This is a genomic window from Aurantiacibacter atlanticus (assembly GCF_001077815.2).
In the GTDB taxonomy this organism is placed as follows: Bacteria; Pseudomonadota; Alphaproteobacteria; order Sphingomonadales; family Sphingomonadaceae; genus Alteraurantiacibacter; species Alteraurantiacibacter atlanticus.
In genome coordinates, this window is sequence record NZ_CP011310.1 from 1,999,396 (window position 1) to 2,018,653 (window position 19,258).

Below are 19,258 nucleotides of genomic sequence, written 5' to 3' on the forward strand. Positions count from 1 at the left end.
GCACCTTTCGCCTGATGGTGACCCATATGCGATCCCCAGGTTTGGAAATTACGGGAAATCTGATGAACAACCGCCCTTTCATTGTCGGCAATTGGAAGATGCACGGCACCCGCGCCATGCTGGCAGAAGCACGCGCGATTGATCGCGCAGCCGAACGCCTTATCAAAGTGGAGGTGGCTATTGCCCCGCCTTTCACCCTGATTCATGCCACACGCAAGGAAGCCAGCCTCATCGGTATCGGTGCGCAGGATTGCCATCCGGCGGATGGCGGCGCGCATACAGGTGATATCTCGGCCGCCATGGCAAAGGATGCCGGCGCCGGCTTTACTATCGTCGGCCATAGTGAAAGACGCACCAATCACGCCGAGACCAATGAACTGGTCAAAGAAAAGGCGAATGCGGTCATCGAAGCAGGGATGAACGTAATCGTATGCGTCGGAGAGACTGAGTCGCAGCGCGATTCAGGCGATGCAGAAAGCGTGATTACCGATATGCTCACCGGATCACTACCTGAAGGCGATATAGTACCCGAGCGGCTTACAGTGGCTTATGAGCCTGTCTGGGCGATTGGCACCGGACGCACGCCATCGCCTGACGATATTGGCAAGATGCACCGACACATTCGCGGCGTTCTTAATCAGACCTATGGCGAAGCGGGCGCTTCCATCCGCATATTATACGGCGGCTCGGTGAAGCCAGAAAATGCCGGTGAATTATTGTCTGCGGATGATGTGGGTGGTGCGCTTGTGGGCGGCGCCAGTCTGACAGCGGAAAGCTTTTTGGGCATCATCATGGCCGCTGTCGAAATTGGCGGTGACTAGTTAATCCGGTTCTTCTCTCGCATGAGCCAACGGTTCGGCCCTTGTGGGAAGCCTCTGTGCGGACTACATGCGCGCCTTGACGTTGAACCTTCTATATCTGACTGATTGATCCGACATGACCCTTTTCGTCTTCCTAACCGTAATTCAGGCCTTTATCGCAGCCGGACTGGTTATCCTTGTCCTTATGCAGCGTTCGGAAGGCGGCGGACTGGGAATTGGCGGTGGGGGTAGCCCTGGGGGCCTCATGTCGGCGCGCGGTGCGGCTGACTTTCTTACGCGCGCGACCAAATGGTTCGCTGTCCTCTTCGTCGTGCTGGCGATCGTGCTGGCGGCAGTTGCCGTAGATGCATCGGGCCAGCGCGATTTCGATGATACGCTTGATCGCTCCACTACGGCGTCCGGTGATGACGGATCAGAACTGTTCCCGGCTGATGAAGGCCTGGATGGTGAAGCGCCTGTAGATCCCATTCCCGCACCCGACGAAGATCCTCTGGCCGACGTCGCCCAGTAAGGGATAATCCACGCAATCGTTTTTGCGGAATTTGAAGCTGTCGTCGCAAATGCGGGGACAAGCCTGATGCCAGCTGCCGATTTTTCGGGATTGTGCTTGCGTCGAATCCGCCTCTCACCTTAAGGCCCAACTCCCATGGCGCGGTACATTTTCATAACCGGCGGCGTGGTCTCATCGCTCGGCAAAGGTCTCATGGCAGCAAGCCTTGCTGCGCTCCTGCAGGCGCGTGGCTATAAGGTACGCATTCGCAAGTTCGACCCCTATCTCAATGTCGATCCGGGGACAATGAGCCCCTATCAGCATGGCGAGGTTTACGTCACCGACGATGGGGCCGAAACCGATCTGGATCTTGGCCATTACGAACGATTCACAGGCGTTTCCGCACATCAGAACGACAACATCACATCGGGCCGCGTCTATCGCGACATCATCGCAAAGGAACGTCGCGGCGATTATCTCGGCGCTACGGTGCAGGTCATCCCGCATGTTACCGATGCCATCAAGGAATTCGCCCTTCAGGATCAGGACGATCACGACTTTATTCTGTGCGAGATTGGCGGAACAGTAGGCGATATCGAAAGCCTCCCGTTCATTGAGGCGATCCGCCAGTTGCGCAACGATCTGCCGCCAGAACAGACTTGCCTCGTTCACGTCACGCTGGTGCCGTATATATCGGCTGCCGGCGAACTGAAAACCAAGCCTACACAACATTCCGTGCGTGAGTTGACGAGCCTTGGTGTGCAGCCAAATCTCCTGCTGTGCCGCTGTGAACACCCACTTCCGGTAAGTGAACGGAACAAGATCGCGCTGTTTTGCAATGTGCGCAAGGAAGCGGTAATTCAGGCGCTGGACGCGTCCAGTATTTATGCCGTGCCGCAGCAATATCATGCAGAAGGGCTAGATACCGAAGTCCTGCGCCACTTTGACCTGTTGCAAGACACGCCCTTGCCACAAATGGCCCGCTGGGAAGACGTGGTTGACCGTTACGAGAATTACGAAGGCGAGGTCACTATTGGCGTGGTCGGCAAATATGTCGGCCTGCCAGATGCCTATAAATCGCTCAATGAGGCGTTGGTGCACGGTGGGATGGCCAATCGCGCAAAGGTCAATATCCGCTGGATCGATGCCGAGGTTTTCGAACAGGAGGACGATGCTATTGCCGCCCAGCTGGAGCCGCTCCACGCCATTCTGGTGCCCGGCGGCTTTGGTGAGCGGGGGAGTGAAGGTAAGATCGCCAGCGTCCGCTTTGCGCGGGAACGCAAGGTTCCATTCTTTGGCATTTGTCTCGGCATGCAGATGGCCTGTGTCGAGGGCGCGCGCAGCCTGGCCGGCATTGACGGCGCATCATCAACCGAATTCGGTCAGACGAAGGAACCGGTGGTCGGCATCATCACCGAATGGATGAGCGAAGAGGGGCTACAACAGCGCTCCGCAGATACGGATATGGGCGGCACCATGCGTCTCGGAGCCTATCCTGCAAAGCTGGCTGGTAACAGCCATGTTTCGCGCATATACGGCGGTGCGAGCGAAATCTCGGAACGGCATCGCCACCGTTATGAGGTCAACTCAGCCTATAAGGAACGTCTTGAAGCCGGCGGGCTGATATTCTCCGGCATGTCACCCGATGGCCTTCTTCCCGAAATCGTCGAACGACCCGATCACCCCTGGTTCGTTGGTGTGCAGTTCCACCCAGAGCTGAAGAGTCGCCCATTCGATCCACACCCGTTGTTTTCGGGTTTCATCGCGGCTGCCATTGAGCAATCCCGATTGGTTTGAACATATGTGGGACACTTCCACATTAATGGTCGAAGAAATTCCTTGCCTTCGTTAATTGCCAACGCCTAACATGCTTGTCAGTGCAGGCGTGTGGGGACACGTCTGGCAGAGTTCGTCATTTAAGTCACAAATATGCCCGAGTTAGGGTTTAAAATTATCAGCCGGTAGCGCGCCAAATCCGTCTTTGTGCGTCGTTCCGGTGTGGTCTTGCCAATGGAATTGGCTGTCTCTTGCGACCCGGACAGCCCATTTTCAAAGGCTAGTCGGCGCGATGCGTCGAGGGGGCGAGCCTTTTAGGCTCGCCCCCAATTTTTTACTACAAATTTATTCAATATATATCAGGCGACTTTCGTCTGATTGTCGTCCGATTTATCGCCCTTGACTACTTCCAGCGTCTTGCCGCCGATAGCTATTTTCTTGGGCCTCATCGCCTCAGGCACTTCGCGCACCAGATCGATATTTAGAAGACCATCCTTCAAGTCCGCATTCTCAACCCGGACATAGTCGGCCAGTTCAAAGCGGCGCTCAAACCCGCGATTGGCAATGCCCATATGCAGCATCTCGCCTTCGACAGATTCTTCGCGCTTTTTCCCTTGCACGACGAGCAGGTTCTGCATGGCCGTGATATCGACGTCTTCAGGACGGAATCCTGCCACGGCGATGGTGATGCGATAGGCATCGTCATCACGGCGCTCTATATTAAAAGGAGGGTAATTGTCGCCCGACGACCCGCTCTTGGTGTTTTCGAGCAGGTCAAACAGGCGATCAAAGCCGACTGTGGAACGGCGATAGGGGGTAAGATCAAATCGATTCATTTCAACAAATCCTCTAGTTTGAGCAATTTGACAATTTGCGGACCCGACAGGTGGCATCCGCGTTAAGAAGATAAGAAACGGCTCTTCTGATTCAAGAGCGGTAAGACTTTGAAGATAAAGGAATCGCTGTGAGCGCACTCAAGGTTGAAATTTATACGAAGATGTTTTGCGGATATTGTGCTCGGGCCAAGCGGCTTCTGGATGACAAGGGCGTGGAATATAACGAGTATGATATAGGCATGGATCAGGAAAAGCGGGACGATATGGTGCGGCGCAAACCCGGCGCCTCGACCGTCCCGCAGATATTCATCGACGACCGCAGCATTGGCGGGTCGGATGAGCTTGCGATGCTGGAACGTGAAGGCAAGCTCGATGCCATGCTCGGACTGTAACGGGGTAGCGAATATATGAATTCGAGGCGCATCGCTCTTTTGCAGATGACATCGGGGATCGTGCCCGAAAGCAATGGTCGAACAATCATCAAGGCAGCAGCAGAGGCCGCGCAGGGCGGGGCGAAGATGCTCTTCACGCCAGAGATGAGTGGCCTGCTTGATCGCAATCGTGAACGCGCTCAAAAATCCATCTGCAAGGAGAACGACGATCCCGTTCTGCAGGAGGTACGCGATGCAGCCGCTCGCGAAGGACTGATGATCGCACTGGGTTCGCTCGCCATTCTTCGCGAGGACGGACGATGGGCAAACCGCAGTTTCGTGATTGACCAGAATGGCGAGATCGTAGCTCGGTATGACAAGATACACATGTTTGATGTCGAGCTGGACACTGGTGAAAGCTGGCGCGAATCCGCCGCTTATGTGCCGGGAAATCAGGTTATAACAGTTGATACACCGCTTGGGCGACTTGGACTTGCGATCTGTTATGACATGCGGTTTCCTGCCCTGTTCGAAGAACTGGGCAAGCACCAATGTGATGCAATTGCCATCCCCGCCGCCTTTACTGTTCCCACGGGCAAAGCGCATTGGGACCTGTTGTTGCGCGCCCGCGCGGTTGAAGCAAGCGCATATATTATCGCGGCCGCCCAGGTGGGAGAGCATGAGGACGGGCGATCAACCTATGGCCATTCAGCGGTTATCGATTCATGGGGTGAAAATATTCTCGACATGGGTGGCACGCATCCCGGCGTGGCCTTTGCAGAAATAGACCCATTTCGTACCCAGCATGTGCGTCAGCAATTACCGAGCCTTGCCAACAAGCGTGATATCCCTAGATCGCCTTAACATGATAGTTTTTGATCTCACCTGCGCCAATGGCCACCGATTCGAAGGATGGTTCGGCTCATCTGACGAATTCGCTACACAAAAGGAAAGTGGTATGTTGGACTGCCCCGAATGTGGCAGTGCTGAGATCGTCAAAGCTCCGATGTCACCTGCCGTTGGCAAGAAGGGTAACCAGCAAAGCGGCAAGCAATCAGGGCCACTTGTGCCGGTTGAAGAAGTCGCTCAACCACAGGCTGACAAGGGGCTGTCCAATGATCCCATGCCGCCCGAAGTGACGAAGGCACTGGGCAAACTGGCAGAGGCGCAGGCCAAGGCTCTCAAGAACAGCACATGGGTCGGCAAGGACTTTGCGGAGCAATCGCGTGCCATGCATTATGGTGAGCGTGAACACGCCTCGATTCACGGTGAGGCGAGTGCGCAGGAAGCCCGGGATTTGCTGGATGAAGGTGTGGCGGTCGCCCCGCTGCCTTTCCCAGTGGCTCCACCTGAAAAGCTGAACTGACCTTACTCACACGCCATTGATAAATGGTGCGCCCGACAGGATTCGAACCTGTGGCCCCCGGATTAGGAATCCGATGCTCTATCCGACTGAGCTACGGGCGCGTCGTGGCTCGTTTAGGCGGGAGATTTGATCGGCACAACTGCCTTACGCATCAACCTCGCCACTGTCGGCGGCATTTTCAACATTCAGCGCGCCGCGGCGAATCTGGTCACGTTCAAGGCTCTCGAAAAGAGCCTTGAAATTGCCTTCTCCAAAACCTTCATCACCCTTGCGTTGAATAAATTCGAAGAACACTGGGCCTACCTGTGCCTCTGCGAAAATCTGCAGTAGCAGGCGAGGGCTGCCACCTTCGGTTGTCCCGTCGAGCAGGATGCCGCGCATCTTTAGCTCATCAACCGTCTCGCCATGATCCGGAAGTCGTTCATCGAGCATTTCGTAATAGGTTTCGGGAGGGGCGGTCATGAATGGCACGCCGAAATCTTTCAGCCTGTTCCACGCGGCAACAAGATCATCACAGATCAAGGCAATGTGCTGAATTCCCTCGCCATTGAATTGACGCAGGAATTCTTCAATCTGGCCTTTGCCCCCTTCGCCTTCTTCATTGAGCGGAATGCGAATCTTGCCATCGGGCGCGGTGAGCGCCTTTGACGTAAGTCCGGTATACTCACCCTTGATGTCAAAAAAGCGAATTTCGCGAAAATTGAACAGCGTTTCGTAATAGTCTGCCCAATACGCCATCCGGCCTGAATAGACATTGTGCGTCAGGTGATCGATGACATTGAAGCCGGCTCCTTCAGGGTGTTTTTCAACCCCGTCCAGAAATTCAAAATCAATGTCGTAGATGGAAAGGCCATTGCCATTTTCATCCGAATAGCGGTCAATCAGATAAATGAATGCGCCGCCGATCCCTCGAATGGCCGGTATGCGTATTTCCATAGGTCCGGTCTCGACCTGCACAGGTTCCGCCCCGCGTACCAGCAATTCGTCATACGCCTTGGCCGCGTTCTTCACCCTGAACCCCATGCCGCAGGCGGATGGTCCATGCTCACGAGCAAAATACCATGCGGCTGAGCGCGGTTCGTAATTGATGATCAGATTGATCTGGCCTTGTCGCCAAACGTCCACGTCTTTGGAGCGATGGGAAGCGATATGGGCAAAGCCCATCGCCTGAAACACCGGTTCTATAACACCCTTCTCGGGCGCGCAGAATTCAACAAATTCAAAGCCATCAAGGCCAATTGGATTTTCGAAGAGATCAGTCATGGTTTCACTTGTAACTTGTTTCGGCAGAAACCGCAAGCGTTCGTGCCGGATGACGCGAAATCGGGGTGTGATGGCGCAAGGGCCTTGAAACAAAGGTCTTCCTGTGATTCAAGGACACCTATGAATACAAGCATCAATCGGCGCGATATCGTGCGTGAAAGGATTGGCAACGCCATTGCCTTGCTCGTGCTGATCCTTATCGGCTTGCTGGCCTTGATGGGGCCATCAGGGCTTTTGGCATGGAGTGATCAGGCAGCGCAGCTTGAAGATCACAAGCAACGCATAGCCACGCTGGAAGAAGAAAGGGCCGTTCTGGCAAACAGGCTGGAATTGCTGGATGCGGATCATGTCGATCCCGACCTCGCTTCTGAACTGGTAAGGAGGGACCTTAATGTCGCCCATCAGGACGAATATGTCGTCGAGCTGGAGCCGCTCCACTGATTGGGGAACTGGATACGGCGTGTAAAGCGTCCAGAGCGGTGACTGCACCGAAGCAAATTAACCCAAGCGGCGAAATTCGTATGCACAGCGTTGCCAGCGAAACCGGTCCGCGACTATAGGTCACCTAAATTGGTAGCAACGATGCCCACAATGGGCACTAACAGGGGAATTGCCTTGGCCAAAGCCGCCACCTCAAAATCCGAATCAGTAAAGTCATCATCCGGCGAGGGCGTTGATCTGGGCGCCCTTCAGAATGCTCTGGAAAAGGACCGTCGTCTCAAGCCGAGCGAGGAGCAGTTGCTCCATTTCTACGAACAGATGCTGTTGATCCGCCGCTTCGAGGAAAAGGCAGGCCAGCTTTACGGCCTCGGCCTTATCGGCGGTTTCTGCCATCTTTATATCGGCCAGGAAGCCGTAGCCATCGGCTTGCAATCCGCTCTGGATAATGAACGCGACAGTGTGATCACTGGCTATCGCGATCATGGTCACATGCTCGCCTATGGCATCGATCCCAAGGTCATCATGGCAGAATTGACCGGACGTGGTGCCGGCATTTCGAAGGGCAAGGGCGGTTCAATGCACATGTTCAGCACTGAACATAAATTCTACGGTGGCCACGGCATTGTGGGCGCGCAGGTTTCCCTGGGTGGCGGGCTCGCCTTTGCGCATAAATACAATGAAGACGGTGGGTTTTGCCTCGCCTATTTCGGCGATGGCGCGGCGAACCAGGGCCAGGTTTATGAAACCATGAACATGGCAGCGCTCTGGAACCTCCCGATCGTGTTCGTGGTGGAAAACAATCAATATGCAATGGGAACGGCGGTCAATCGTTCATCTGCCGAAACCGAGTTTTACCGACGCGGTGCCGCATTCCGCATCCCCGGCATGGACGTTAATGGCATGGACGTGCTCGAGGTGCGCCAAGCCGCTGAGATTGCCTTCAAATATGTGCGCGATGGCAATGGGCCGGTGCTGATCGAATGTAATACCTATCGCTATCGCGGACACTCAATGTCCGATCCAGCTAAATATCGCACGCGTGAAGAGGTGCAGGGCCAGCGCGAGAAGAACGATCCGATCGAACGGGCAAAGGTCGATCTGGGCAAGCTCGGCATTTCGGAGGAGAGGTTGAAGGAAATCGACAAGGGAATTCGTGCAATCGTGGCCGAAGCGGCCGATTTTGCTGAAAGCTCGCCAGAGCCCGATCCGGCGGAACTCTACACAGAAGTTCTGGTCGAGGAGTATTGAGCGATGGCTATTGAACTGAAGATGCCCGCCCTTTCTCCCACCATGGAAGAAGGCACTCTGGCCAAATGGCTGGTGAAAGAAGGTGACAGTGTATCGGCAGGGGACGTGCTTGCCGAAATTGAAACTGACAAGGCCACGATGGAGTTCGAAACCATCGATGAAGGCACAGTTGGCAAGATATTGATCGCTGAGGGCACTGAAGAAGTGAAGGTTGGGACCGTCATCGCAATTCTCGCAGGCGAAGATGAAGATGTATCCTCCGTTTCCGCTCCGGCTCCATCCGAAGAGGTCGAAGATGTGCCGGGTGAAGGCAAGGATGTTGGTCGTGAACCTTCCGAAGCTGAAATTACCAAGCTGCAAAGCGCGCCGCGTGCTGCCGATCCGGATGTTCCGGAAGGCACGCCCATGGTCAAGATGACGCTGCGCGAAGCTTTGCGTGATGCGATGGCAGAGGAAATGCGCCGTGATGAGCGGGTGTTCGTCATGGGCGAAGAGGTCGCTGAATATCAGGGCGCTTACAAGGTAACGCAGGGCCTGCTTGATGAATTCGGCCCCAAACGCGTGATCGACACGCCAATCACCGAATACGGCTTTGCCGGCATTGGCACAGGGGCGGCTATGGGCGGCCTTCGCCCGATCGTTGAATTTATGACATTCAACTTTGCCATGCAGGCAATTGACCACATCATCAATTCTGCCGCCAAGACCAATTATATGTCCGGCGGACAGATGCGTTGTCCTGTGGTTTTCCGTGGCCCTAATGGCGCAGCCAGCCGCGTAGGCGCACAACACAGCCAGAATTATGGTCCGTGGTATGCAAGCGTTCCCGGTCTCATCGTGATTGCGCCTTATGATGCGCAGGATGCGAAGGGTTTGTTGAAGGCCGCAATCCGCACGGAAGACCCGGTCGTATTTCTCGAAAACGAACTGATCTACGGTAGGAATTTCGAATTGCCGGATCTGGACGATCATGTCCTGCCTATCGGCAAGGCACGTATCATGCGCGAGGGTTCCGATGTCACCATCGTCGCCTATTCAATCTCTGTCGGCCTCGCATTAGAAGCAGCGGATGAGTTGGCAGAGCAGGGAATAGATGCGGAGGTAATCGATCTGCGGACATTGCGCCCACTCGATACCGAAACAATCCTGGCCTCGCTGGCGAAGACCAATCGCGTAGTCATTGCAGAAGAGGGCTGGCCAACCTGCTCTATATCATCTGAAGTGATCGCAGTGTGCATGGAGCAAGGCTTCGATGACCTCGATGCCCCCGTATTGCGCGTTTGCAATGAAGATGTGCCGCTGCCCTACGCAGCCAATCTGGAAAAGCTGGCAATCATCGATACGGATCGCATCGTCAAGGCTGTGCGGAAGGTCTGCTACGTGGATTGAGCTGAACAGGACTTGCTATGCAAAGAAAGCGGGCGGCGTAGGTCCGCCTTCCTTGCATCTGCGATTGCGAGATATACCGCCGCCGAGCAGGGCTTGTCCGAAATCGAATTATGCGAGAAATGCGGGGCGCGTGAAGGTCAACGTCGGACCATCAACATCGATCATCTGCAACACACTTGTCGGTGTGTAGCGGACCGTAATCGTCAATTCCTTTGCACCTGCAACACGCTGCGTACCTGCATCTTCAACGGTTACGAACAGGCGTTGTGCATCCAGGAGATAAGGCGCATTTTGCGCATGGTTGCGGGCCCATGACCTGATCTGGCCATTCGTTATTTCGTTTCCGGTCTGGTACTGCACCATCGCATATCGCGCGACATCGGCAGACACACTGCGCATCGAGTTATAGCTCTGTAGGCCAAGACCCACCTGGAGCACACCCAGCATCATTACGATGAAGGCCGGGCCAATCAGCGCAAATTCGATGGCTGCGGCACCAGCATTGTCACGCTGCAGGCGATTGAGAAAATTGCGCATATTCATCCGATCTGCACCGTGCGGGTGATATTGTAATTGATGCCTGATGTCAGACCAAACTTGGTCCAGACAGGCTGATATGTATCGGTAAGGTCCACCTTGATGAATTTGTATTCGGTGCCACCGCCGCAGCTTCCGGCGGTGGTCTTGTAAGCATCGCCTGCACCGCAACGATATACTTCGCTGATTGTCACCTGTTCATTTGTCAGGCCGGTGGATGTTACCAGAATATCGCGCACCGTGGTGCGTTCCTCGGCGGTTTCGGGGATGACAGCGCGGACGATAGCGGCCGATTCAGCGGCGGCTGTCTGCAATTCTGTCTGCCGGGAGACCATGGAACTGACCTCGAACCCGCCAAGGGCGAGAACCAGCAGAACCGGAGCGACCAAGGCGGTTTCGATAACCATCGAACCGTCTTCATTGCGGCGAATGCAGGCCAGTCGGGCAAGCGCGCGGATCATGCGACCAACCTTACCTTCGCCGCAATCGAAACGACAGTAGTGTCTTCAGAGGAACCTGGATCGCAGAAAGTCGACATCTGCGTAGTGCCGGTAATCGTTATCGTATTGGCCGCGATCATCAGGCACTGGCTGGTGACACTCACGGTCCCGGCGAAAAACACTTCGCTGATGGGGAAATACATTTTGCCGTTGAGCACGGTGGATGCAGTGCCGTTGAACTTCGTCTTGCTGCTGCCTTGCGAGTCCCGATCTTCGAAGACGAGCATCCCTGCAAGACCATTGGCCTCATCAGCCGTGAGGCCAAGGCTCATGAGCTCCGAAGCCTGCATCGCGGTCAGGTTGACATTCGATCCGCCGGTAATGTCGATATAGGCGCCGTCATAGAGGACAAACATCACGCCAGAACCTGTGACATCATACTGGCTGGTGATCTTCAAACCGCCACCGACGAGGTTGTAAACACCAGGAGCGAACGCTGTGTTACAGCCAATTTGGAGATCAGTGTAAGTTCCCGGACGAACGCTGCCGGCAGGATCCCCGCCTTCAGTGGTGACATTCGCATAGGTCGTGGAAACAGTATCTACCTTGCGCTCCCAACGCTTCTCCTGCCCCTTGCCGCCTAGCGAAGTCCAGATATCGGAGTTGGATTCCTCGGTTCCTGCGGTGGTTCCTGAAGGAACAATCTGATCGTAGGCTTCCGTCAGCAGATTGGTATTTTCCTTCGGTGAAGGATTGTCCCAGGGATCCGCATTATTCTTGTTAGAGCCCTTGTAATACTCATACGTCGTGACTGTCCGCCTGCTCACGTCCGCCTTGGTCGTGGTTGGTTCGGCAGTGCAGCTATAGGTGCGCGCTGTCTCCGATTCCGCTGGCGTGGGCGGTTCCATATCCTCAAATGGATCGTACAGACCCGTCATATTTTCGATGATCACGTCATCGGTGTTATCTTTCAACCATTGATCAACACCGCCAGCTGCAAGAATCCAGCCCGCCTGCACTTCAGGGTTGCCGTTTACGGTAATCGCTTCATCTGCCGTTGAAAGCGCGGCCAGACCGCAACTTGCTGTCAGGATTGAATTGCCGCCGATTGTGATCGCACCTGTTTCTTCGTCGTCAAGTGCAATGAGGCAGCTGGTAAGGTTCACGCCTTCTTCAAAGCTTGCCTGTGCAAAGGCAAAGACATCTGTCTTCCCCCCCATGACAATGCTGCTGAAAGGCAGCGTCTTGGAAACTGTGGCTGACACCGCGACCGAGTTTTGTGAACCGCCGGCGAAATCTGCCAACAATATCAATGGATCGCTATTGAAATCTTCGGTTATCGAAAGATTGGCATTAAATTCCTGCTTGGCGCGTTTCAGGTAAGTCGATTCCGTATCGGCATCGGCCATTGCCCATGCACCGGCAACAGCAGACTGATCCACGGCGAATTGTAATTCGCGTTTCCACATGTACCATTGGGTGACATCGACCCCGAGGCCTGCGCCGCCAATGAGGACGGGCATACCGAGAGCAACAAGAAGAGTCGCATTGCCGCTGTTGCAGCCCGACATATGAGCGATGTGACGACGGATCCTGGTGATCATTGGCTTACCTGTTCCCATTGCGAGGTAACTCTATACTTGCATGGCTATATCGCCCGTCAGGTAACCATCGTCTAAACAGACAAGGTTAATGCGCAGTCACCATGCTCTTCACTGTGGAAGGTCAAGCTTGACGCGGGTGGGCAAGGGCAGGCACCGGAAAGGGTGATGGACGATATTCTGCTTGAAAGCCTGCCACTGCCCTTACGCCTTGCCCTTAGTTATGCGCCCAGGGATGCGCGCCGCGAAACGCTGGTTCTTCTGGCGCTCGATACGCGGCTTGCCGCTATCGTGCGCGGCGATGGGGAAGCCATCATCGCGCAGTTAAAGCTTGCGTGGTGGCGAGACAGGCTGGCCGAAAATCCCGAAAACTGGCCAGCAGGAGAGCCGTTGCTGTCTGCCTTGAGCGACTGGCGCGGAAATCTTGAAGCTCTCGGAGAGCTGGTCGATGGCTGGGAGGGATTGCTCGTCGAATCACTGGGCCAAGCGCAAGTGCGCGCATTTGCCGCGGCGCGGGGGACATCATGGCAGACGCTTGCTGATGGTCTGGGCGGCAAGGGCGATCCGGAAACGGTGGCGCAAGCTGGTCAACGCTTCGCTCTGGCCGATCTGGCGCTCCATCTTGGCGATCCGGCAGAGCGGGATGTGGCGCTCCATCAACTGGCACAATTGCAGGCAGGGCGTGTAAAGCTCAATCGGCAGATGCGTCCGCTAGCCGTCCTGAACGCTCTTACCCAGCGTGCCTTGAAGCAAGGTTCAGGCGAGTTGCTGGATGGCCCTGCTGCAATGGCTCTAGCGATGCGGGTTGGAATTACAGGACGTTAGCGTAGAGACGCGCAGCAGGCCGGGGAACAGGGAGACTATTCATGAACCGTATGCTTCTGGGCGCCTTTGGCGCGCTGTTGCTGGCCGCGCTGGGTCTGTTCTGGATGCAGGGCAGGGCCCAAGTCGAAGAAGCAGCGCCTCCGCCCAGTCCTGAAGCGCTAGAGGAAGAACAGGATCCCGATGCCTTGCCCACTGCGGACATTGCCGATCTTGAAGGTCCGGCTCCGCCCGAAGCTAGCGAGCTGACACGCGAGCAGAGGCGCTTTTTCCGTTATGATCGCAACCGTGATCTCAAGATCACGCGGCACGAAATGTTGTCCAGCCGCACCTCGGGATTTCGCAGGCTCGACACGGACGGCAATAATCTACTGACCTTTGAGGAATGGGCGATCTCCACCTCCGACAGATTTGCCGAGATGGATGCAGACAAAAATAGTGAACTCACCGCAGCAGAATTCGCCACCAGCGCGCCAGCGCCGCGGCGTAGCTCTTCCACGCGTTGCGATTGTTAATCGTTCAGGCGGGCACAGTGTCACACAACGTCAGCCATTCTCCGAAATCAGCCTTGGCACGTGAAGTGTAGGCTTCTTTGCGTTGCTTCTTCTTTACCTCGTGAAGCGGCGGGAAAAGCCCGAAATTGACATTCATCGGCTGGAAATGGGCTGCATCGGCATCGCCCGTTATATGGCTGAGCAGCGCACCCATGGCCGTTGTCGGTGGCGGAGGGGGCCAGGCATTTCCAGCAAGCTCGCTCGCGGCCATCATGCCCGCCATCAATCCGACCGCGCTGCTTTCTACATAGCCTTCGCAGCCCGTAACCTGTCCGGCAAAGCGGATATGCGGCGCTGATTTCAAGCGCAATTGCCGATCAAGAAGTTCGGGCGAATTGATGAAAGTATTCCGGTGCATCCCACCAAGCCGGGCAAACTCCGCATTTTCCAGCCCTGGTATGGTGCGAAACAGCTCTACCTGCGCACCGTGTTTCATCTTGGTCTGGAAGCCAACCATGTTCCACAGCGTGCCCAGCTTGTTGTCTTGCCGCAATTGTACCACGGCGTAAGGCCAGCGTCCTTGTGGAAACTCCTCACAAGCGGTGCGCGGATCATCGAGCCCTACACCTTTCATCGGGCCATAACGCAAGGTCTCGACACCGCGTTCTGCCATTACCTCGATGGGCATGCAGCCATCGAAATAGGGCGTGTCTGCCTCCCAGTCCTTGAACTCGCCCTTTTCAGCATCCATCAGACCCTGGTGGAAGGCGAGATATTGCTCCCTCGTCATGGGACAATTGATGTAATCGCCCCCTTCGTTGGAGGCGCTGGTCGTCTTGTCCCAACGAGACTGAATCCAGGCCTTGTCCATATCGATACTGTCACGATGAACGATTGGCGCAATGGCATCGAAAAAAGCGAGCCGATCCTCTCTCGTAACGGTGATAATGCTTTCGGCCAGCGCTGCGGCAGTCAGCGGCCCAGTCGCAACGATTGTCAGCCCCTCTTGTGGGAGCGCGCCGATTTGCTCACGCACGATCTCGACATTGGGATGATTGGTGAGCGCTTTTTCGACCTCGGCTGAAAATACATCGCGGTCCACCGCCATGGCGCTTCCTGCAGGCACCCGGGCGATTTCGCCGGCACGCATCACAAGGCTGTCTGCACGCCGCATTTCGTGATGCAGCAGACCAACCGCATTCTTTGCGTCATCATCAGAGCGGAAGGAGTTGGAGCAAACCAGTTCGGCCAGGCCATCGGTATGATGGGCAGCAGTAGAGCCGCCTCCGCCGCGCATTTCAGAAAGCTTCACGCGAATGCCACGCTGCGCAAGTTGCCACGCCGCTTCGCTACCGGCCAAACCGCCGCCGATGATATGGACCTGATGTGTCATGAGCCGGCAGATAAGTGCGATTGGCCGCTGGCGCAAATGCTGCCTGCGCATTAGGAAACGCGACATGCCTCGCCGTGCCCTTGTGAACAAACGTCCCTACCTCGTGCTGAGCGTCGCCGCCGCCCTGGCGTTTTACTACATGCGGGCCAGCGCGCTGCCAGAGATTTACCTCGTGCCGATCAAGGGGTGCGCAGTGGGCTTTCTTGCGCTGTATGCCTGGATGCGTCATTCGAGCTGTTCTGCCCGGATATTGACAGCTGCGCTTATTGCCGGAGCAGTGGGCGACATGGCCATCGAATTTGATCTGCGCGCAGGTGCTGCGGCGTTTTTCGTATTCCACGCGCTGGCACTGGTAGTTTTCCTGCGCAATCGCGGAGAGCCTCTTGAAGGGCGTGACAGCCTGATCTTCATCCTGCTCCTGCTGGCAACTCCATTCATCGCTTATCTGCTGCCTTATGACGACCGGGTCTCGCTCCCGGCTGCAATCTACGCATTGGCACTTGGCGCGATGGCTGCAGGTGCCTGGGCCAGCAATTTTGCGCGTTTGCGTGTGGCGGCAGGCGCGATGTTGTTTATCGTATCAGACTTGCTGAAAATCGCCGAAATGGGGCCACTATCCGGCAGCGCCGTGCCGCAATATCTTGTCTGGCCTATTTATTATCTCGGCATGTTCCTGATCACCGTTGGCATTGTGACAACTCTGCGCAAGCGGGATCCGGAATTACGCGTGGTGCGGGGCGGCCAGCACTAATCAGCCGTGCGTCAATTTTGACAATCAGACAGGCACGCAGATCAATCTACCGATATCAGCGCGGCAATATCCTCGATATTACCCTCCACCAGCAATGGCGTAGAGCCAACAATGCCAATTTTGGTCTGGCCATTTTCGTCCGATCGCAACCAGGCGACATTGGAGGCAACGACGAGATAATTGCCGCCGCGGGATTTCAACGGTACGAATTTCATGAATGGGTCTCCTGATGCAAAGCCGGATAGGCGATGCTACCCGGCTTTGCATCAACGCATTCGCATTATTGCAAAAAGATCGTTTGGCTTAGCTTTCGTCGCCACCGTCCTCGGCCAGATCATCATCGGTCTGCGCGGTCGTGTGCGGCTCTGTCTCATCACCACCGCCGCGCCGTTCGACCATTTCCTCGACAACGGCCTCTTCCGCCTCGTTTTCGGGCGATTCATCTTCGTCAATCAATGCTGCCCCAACGATATGTTCGCCCTTGGCCACATCAAAAATCCGTAGGCCCGACGATCCGCGCCCGTAGATAGAGAAGCCCTTATGGTTCTCGAATCCGTCCTCAATAAGATGGCGGAACAGGATCGGCAGACGAATGAGTTTTGCCTGATCCGTTACCAACATCAATTGCCCGCCATGTTTGACCGGGAAGCTGGCGACTACCGGACCATTGCGGTCAGGATTGCTGTCTGGCGTGCCGATATTGGTAAGTCCCTGTCCACCGCGACCAATGGTGCGATATTCAAAAGCAGACGAAATCTTGCCATAACCGTTGGCCGTTAGCGTGAGGATAAACTCCTCTGCTTCCGCCATCGACTCATGCTGGTCTGCGGACAGTGCGATTTCGGCGTCGTTATTCTTCCACGGCGCTGCACGAAGGTAGGCCTCACGCGTTTCCATATCGAGTGCAAGCTTGTCCAGCACTGCCAGCGAAACAACCTTGGCACCGTTTTTCAAAGTCATTCCGCGCACACCGATTCCGGTGCGGCTCTTGGTTTCGCGCGCATCGGTTGCAGCGAAACGGATTGCCTTGCCCGAATCCGACGCAAGGAAGACCTCCTGCTCCTCGCTCAGCAATTTCACCCCGATCAGCCGGTCTCCGCTGTCCTCGACGAAGCCCATCGCATATTTGCCATTTGACGGGACATTGGTGAAAGCATCCATCGAGTTGCGCCGCACCATGCCTTGTTCCGTGGCGAATATGATGTTGAGCGCAGACCATGTGTCCTCATCCTCTGGCAAGGGAAGGACATTGGTAACCCGCTCCTCATCGCCTAATGGCAGCAGATTAACCATCGGGCGCCCCTTGGTCTGTGGCCCACCTTCAGGCAGTTTCCACACTTTCAGGCGATAGACCCGGCCCGTATTCGTGAAGAAAAGCACAGGGTTATGCGTCGATGTTACGAACATCTCGACAACCGCATCCTCATCCTTCGTGGCCATGCCGGAGCGGCCCTTGCCGCCGTGGCGCTGGGCACGGAAAGTGGCAAGAGGCGTGCGCTTGATATAGCCGGAGTGCGTGACGGTCACGACCATCTCTTCACGCTCGATCAGGTCCTCATCATCAATCCCGTCCCATGCGGGCGCGATCTCGGACAGGCGCGGCGTTGCGAACTGGTCACGCACTTCCTGCAATTCTTCGCGCATTACCCCATATAATTTGGCCCGATCAGCCAATAGCGAGAGGTAATATTCGATCTTGTCGGCAAGTTCTTTCAGCTCGTCGCCGATCTCGTCTCGGCCAAGCGCTGTCAGGCGGTGCAGGCGCAGGTCGAGAATGGATTTCACCTGTCTTTCGGACAGTTGATAGGTCCCGCCGGCCTCGTCACTCGTCGGCTCAATCGCCTCCACCAGCGCTATATATTGCGCAATGTCGCCAATCGGCCATTCCTTGGCAAGCAGCTTTTCCCGCGCAATCGCAGGGTTGGAAGAGCTGCGAATCATCGCCACGACTTCATCCAGATTGGAAACCGCGACTACCAGACCAAGCAGCACATGCGCCCTGTCACGCGCCTTGTTCAGTTCAAACTTCGTGCGTCGCGTAATAACCTCTTCGCGAAAGGCAATGAAGGCCTGAATGAATTCACGCAGCGCCAGCGTTTCGGGCCTGCCTCCACGAATGGCCAGCATGTTGGCAGGAAAGCTTGATTGGGCAGGCGTATGTCGCCACAATTGGTTAAGCACGACATCAGCTGTGGCATCGCGCTTCAGCTCAATCACCACGCGCACACCCATGCGTGAGGATTCATCACGAATGTCGGCAATGCCCTCAATCCGCTTTTCCTTGGCCGCATCGGCTATCTTTTCGACCAGCCCCGCCTTGCCAACCTGAAAGGGAGTGGCTGTGAGCACGATAGATTGCCTGCCAGCCCGGCCAGTCTCGATTTCATGCCGACTGCGCATCAGGATGGAACCTCGCCCTGTGGTATAAGCAGAGCGTGCGCCAGTCTTACCGAGAATCAGTGGTGCCGTCGGGAAATCGGGACCAGGAATAATCTCATGCAATTGTTCGGACGTGATGCCGGGATCGTCCATATAGGCGAAACAGCCATCAATCACTTCGCCAAGATTGTGCGGCGGAATATTGGTCGCCATACCAACGGCGATACCACCAGCACCGTTGACGAGCAGATTGGGGAAGCGCGCAGGAAGAACGGACGGCTCTCTTTCAGAACCGTCATAGTTATCAACGAAATCGACCGTGTCCTTGTCAAGATCGCTCAACAACGGATCGGCAGCCTTGGCAAGACGGCTTTCGGTATAACGCATGGCTGCCGGCGGATCGGGATCCATGCTGCCGAAATTGCCCTGACCATCAATCAACGGTAGGCGTAGCGACCACGGCTGCACCATGCGGGCCAGCGCATCATAAATCGCGCTGTCGCCATGCGGGTGATAGGACCCCATCACTTCGCCGACGATCTTGGCCGATTTGCGATAGGGCTTGTTCGATGTGTAACCGCCTACTTGCGCGGCATAGAGAATGCGCCGGTGAACCGGCTTCAGGCCGTCCCGCACATCGGGCAGGGCCCGGCTGACGATCACGCTCATCGCATAATCGAGATAGCTCGTTTTCATCTCATCGACGATGTCGATGCGACCAAATTGTTCGGGTGCCGCAGGCGGCGTGAGATTATCGGTCTCGTCGCTCACTGAAAATGGTTTTCCATCGCTGTTCTAATTGTTCGCAAAACCTAGATGAACGGGCGCGTAAGCGCTAGT

General features: G+C 55.7%; 20 protein-coding genes and 1 tRNA gene. 12 read left to right on the plus strand and 9 right to left on the minus strand.

All coding sequences use genetic code 11. From position 1 onward, the window contains the following. Positions 1-62: 62 nt before the first annotated feature. The 3 genes from tpiA to CP97_RS09640 all read left to right on the plus strand — a co-directional run bounded on the left by tpiA (position 63) and on the right by CP97_RS09640 (position 3,108). Entirely contained in the window at positions 63-821 is a 759-nt protein-coding gene (gene tpiA / locus CP97_RS09630; protein ID WP_048886906.1) for a triose-phosphate isomerase, read from the plus strand. Positions 822-936: 115 nt separating this feature from the next. Further along, on the plus strand, positions 937-1,332 hold the full coding sequence (secG, locus tag CP97_RS09635; protein ID WP_048885759.1) for a preprotein translocase subunit SecG: 396 nt from the start codon (positions 937-939) through the stop codon (positions 1,330-1,332). A gap of 135 nt (positions 1,333-1,467) precedes the next feature. Beyond that, positions 1,468-3,108, plus strand: coding sequence for a CTP synthase (locus CP97_RS09640; RefSeq protein WP_048885760.1), 1,641 nt, complete (start codon positions 1,468-1,470; stop codon positions 3,106-3,108). Positions 3,109-3,446: 338 nt separating this feature from the next. Here the strand turns inward: CP97_RS09640 and CP97_RS09645 are convergent, their stop codons facing one another. Then, positions 3,447-3,923, minus strand: a complete 477-nt coding sequence (locus tag CP97_RS09645; RefSeq protein ID WP_048885761.1) for an Hsp20 family protein — start codon at positions 3,921-3,923, stop codon at positions 3,447-3,449. Between the two features lie 128 nt (positions 3,924-4,051). Here CP97_RS09645 and grxC point away from each other — a divergent pair, with 128 nt between their 5' ends. Genes grxC through CP97_RS09660 form a run of 3 tightly spaced genes read left to right on the plus strand, consistent with a single transcriptional unit; the run spans position 4,052 to position 5,660 of the window. Beyond that, positions 4,052-4,315: a glutaredoxin 3 gene (grxC, locus tag CP97_RS09650; RefSeq protein WP_082863788.1), complete on the plus strand. Its 264-nt coding sequence runs from the start codon at positions 4,052-4,054 to the stop codon at positions 4,313-4,315. Positions 4,316-4,330: 15 nt separating this feature from the next. After that, positions 4,331-5,158 (plus strand): carbon-nitrogen hydrolase family protein, encoded by an 828-nt coding sequence (locus tag CP97_RS09655; protein ID WP_048885762.1) that lies wholly within the window; start codon positions 4,331-4,333, stop codon positions 5,156-5,158. A 1-nt stretch (position 5,159) separates the two neighbouring features. Continuing rightward, entirely contained in the window at positions 5,160-5,660 is a 501-nt protein-coding gene (locus CP97_RS09660; RefSeq protein WP_048885763.1) for a DUF1178 family protein, read from the plus strand. Positions 5,661-5,684: 24 nt separating this feature from the next. Here CP97_RS09660 and CP97_RS09665 read toward each other — a convergent pair. After that, positions 5,685-5,761: transfer RNA gene (locus CP97_RS09665), tRNA-Arg, on the minus strand. 43 nt (positions 5,762-5,804) lie between these two features. Further along, the gene (gene hppD, locus CP97_RS09670; RefSeq protein WP_048885764.1) at positions 5,805-6,923 is read right to left on the minus strand and encodes a 4-hydroxyphenylpyruvate dioxygenase; all 1,119 of its coding nucleotides are present in this window, start codon (positions 6,921-6,923) and stop codon (positions 5,805-5,807) included. Between the two features lie 120 nt (positions 6,924-7,043). On the opposite strand from hppD, the gene CP97_RS09675 reads away from it, so the two are divergent. From CP97_RS09675 to CP97_RS09685, 3 genes are all read left to right on the plus strand, one after another. Further along, positions 7,044-7,364 (plus strand): FtsB family cell division protein, encoded by a 321-nt coding sequence (locus tag CP97_RS09675; protein WP_048885765.1) that lies wholly within the window; start codon positions 7,044-7,046, stop codon positions 7,362-7,364. 174 nt (positions 7,365-7,538) lie between these two features. Further along, positions 7,539-8,612, plus strand: coding sequence for a pyruvate dehydrogenase (acetyl-transferring) E1 component subunit alpha (pdhA, locus tag CP97_RS09680; protein ID WP_227819571.1), 1,074 nt, complete (start codon positions 7,539-7,541; stop codon positions 8,610-8,612). A 3-nt stretch (positions 8,613-8,615) separates the two neighbouring features. Further along, positions 8,616-10,001 (plus strand): pyruvate dehydrogenase complex E1 component subunit beta, encoded by a 1,386-nt coding sequence (locus CP97_RS09685; protein WP_048885767.1) that lies wholly within the window; start codon positions 8,616-8,618, stop codon positions 9,999-10,001. A 108-nt stretch (positions 10,002-10,109) separates the two neighbouring features. Here CP97_RS09685 and CP97_RS09690 read toward each other — a convergent pair whose 3' ends face one another. The 3 genes from CP97_RS09690 to CP97_RS09700 are packed head-to-tail and all read right to left on the minus strand — an operon-like array spanning position 10,110 to position 12,582. Next, positions 10,110-10,544 (minus strand): TadE/TadG family type IV pilus assembly protein, encoded by a 435-nt coding sequence (locus CP97_RS09690; RefSeq protein ID WP_048885768.1) that lies wholly within the window; start codon positions 10,542-10,544, stop codon positions 10,110-10,112. Continuing rightward, the gene (locus tag CP97_RS09695; RefSeq protein ID WP_048885769.1) at positions 10,541-10,999 is read right to left on the minus strand and encodes a TadE/TadG family type IV pilus assembly protein; all 459 of its coding nucleotides are present in this window, start codon (positions 10,997-10,999) and stop codon (positions 10,541-10,543) included. Before CP97_RS09695 ends, CP97_RS09690 begins: the two co-directional genes overlap by 4 nt. Then, positions 10,996-12,582 carry a Tad domain-containing protein gene (locus CP97_RS09700; RefSeq protein ID WP_161485451.1) on the minus strand — a complete coding sequence of 529 codons (1,587 nt, stop codon included), beginning with the start codon at positions 12,580-12,582 and terminating at the stop codon, positions 10,996-10,998. Before CP97_RS09700 ends, CP97_RS09695 begins: the two co-directional genes overlap by 4 nt. Before the next feature lie 165 nt (positions 12,583-12,747). On the opposite strand from CP97_RS09700, the gene CP97_RS09705 reads away from it, so the two are divergent. Then, complete coding sequence (locus tag CP97_RS09705; RefSeq protein ID WP_048885771.1) at positions 12,748-13,404, plus strand: hypothetical protein; 657 nt, start codon at positions 12,748-12,750, stop codon at positions 13,402-13,404. Positions 13,405-13,445: 41 nt separating this feature from the next. Next, a complete protein-coding gene (locus CP97_RS09710) occupies positions 13,446-13,916 on the plus strand; it encodes an EF-hand domain-containing protein (RefSeq protein ID WP_048885772.1) in 471 nt (156 codons plus the stop codon). Positions 13,917-13,920: 4 nt separating this feature from the next. Here the strand turns inward: CP97_RS09710 and trmFO are convergent, their stop codons facing one another. Continuing rightward, on the minus strand, positions 13,921-15,288 hold the full coding sequence (gene trmFO, locus CP97_RS09715; protein ID WP_048885773.1) for a methylenetetrahydrofolate--tRNA-(uracil(54)-C(5))-methyltransferase (FADH(2)-oxidizing) TrmFO: 1,368 nt from the start codon (positions 15,286-15,288) through the stop codon (positions 13,921-13,923). 64 nt (positions 15,289-15,352) lie between these two features. Between trmFO and CP97_RS09720 the strand changes: the two genes are divergently transcribed. Next, positions 15,353-16,039 (plus strand): lysoplasmalogenase family protein, encoded by a 687-nt coding sequence (locus CP97_RS09720; protein ID WP_048885774.1) that lies wholly within the window; start codon positions 15,353-15,355, stop codon positions 16,037-16,039. A 41-nt stretch (positions 16,040-16,080) separates the two neighbouring features. On the opposite strand, the gene CP97_RS16375 is transcribed toward CP97_RS09720, so the two are convergent. Together CP97_RS16375 and gyrA are read right to left on the minus strand one after the other, a co-directional pair. After that, positions 16,081-16,254 carry a hypothetical protein gene (locus CP97_RS16375; protein ID WP_169807764.1) on the minus strand — a complete coding sequence of 58 codons (174 nt, stop codon included), beginning with the start codon at positions 16,252-16,254 and terminating at the stop codon, positions 16,081-16,083. 88 nt (positions 16,255-16,342) lie between these two features. Then, the gene (gene gyrA / locus CP97_RS09725; protein WP_048885775.1) at positions 16,343-19,189 is read right to left on the minus strand and encodes a DNA gyrase subunit A; all 2,847 of its coding nucleotides are present in this window, start codon (positions 19,187-19,189) and stop codon (positions 16,343-16,345) included. Positions 19,190-19,258 lie beyond the last annotated feature (69 nt).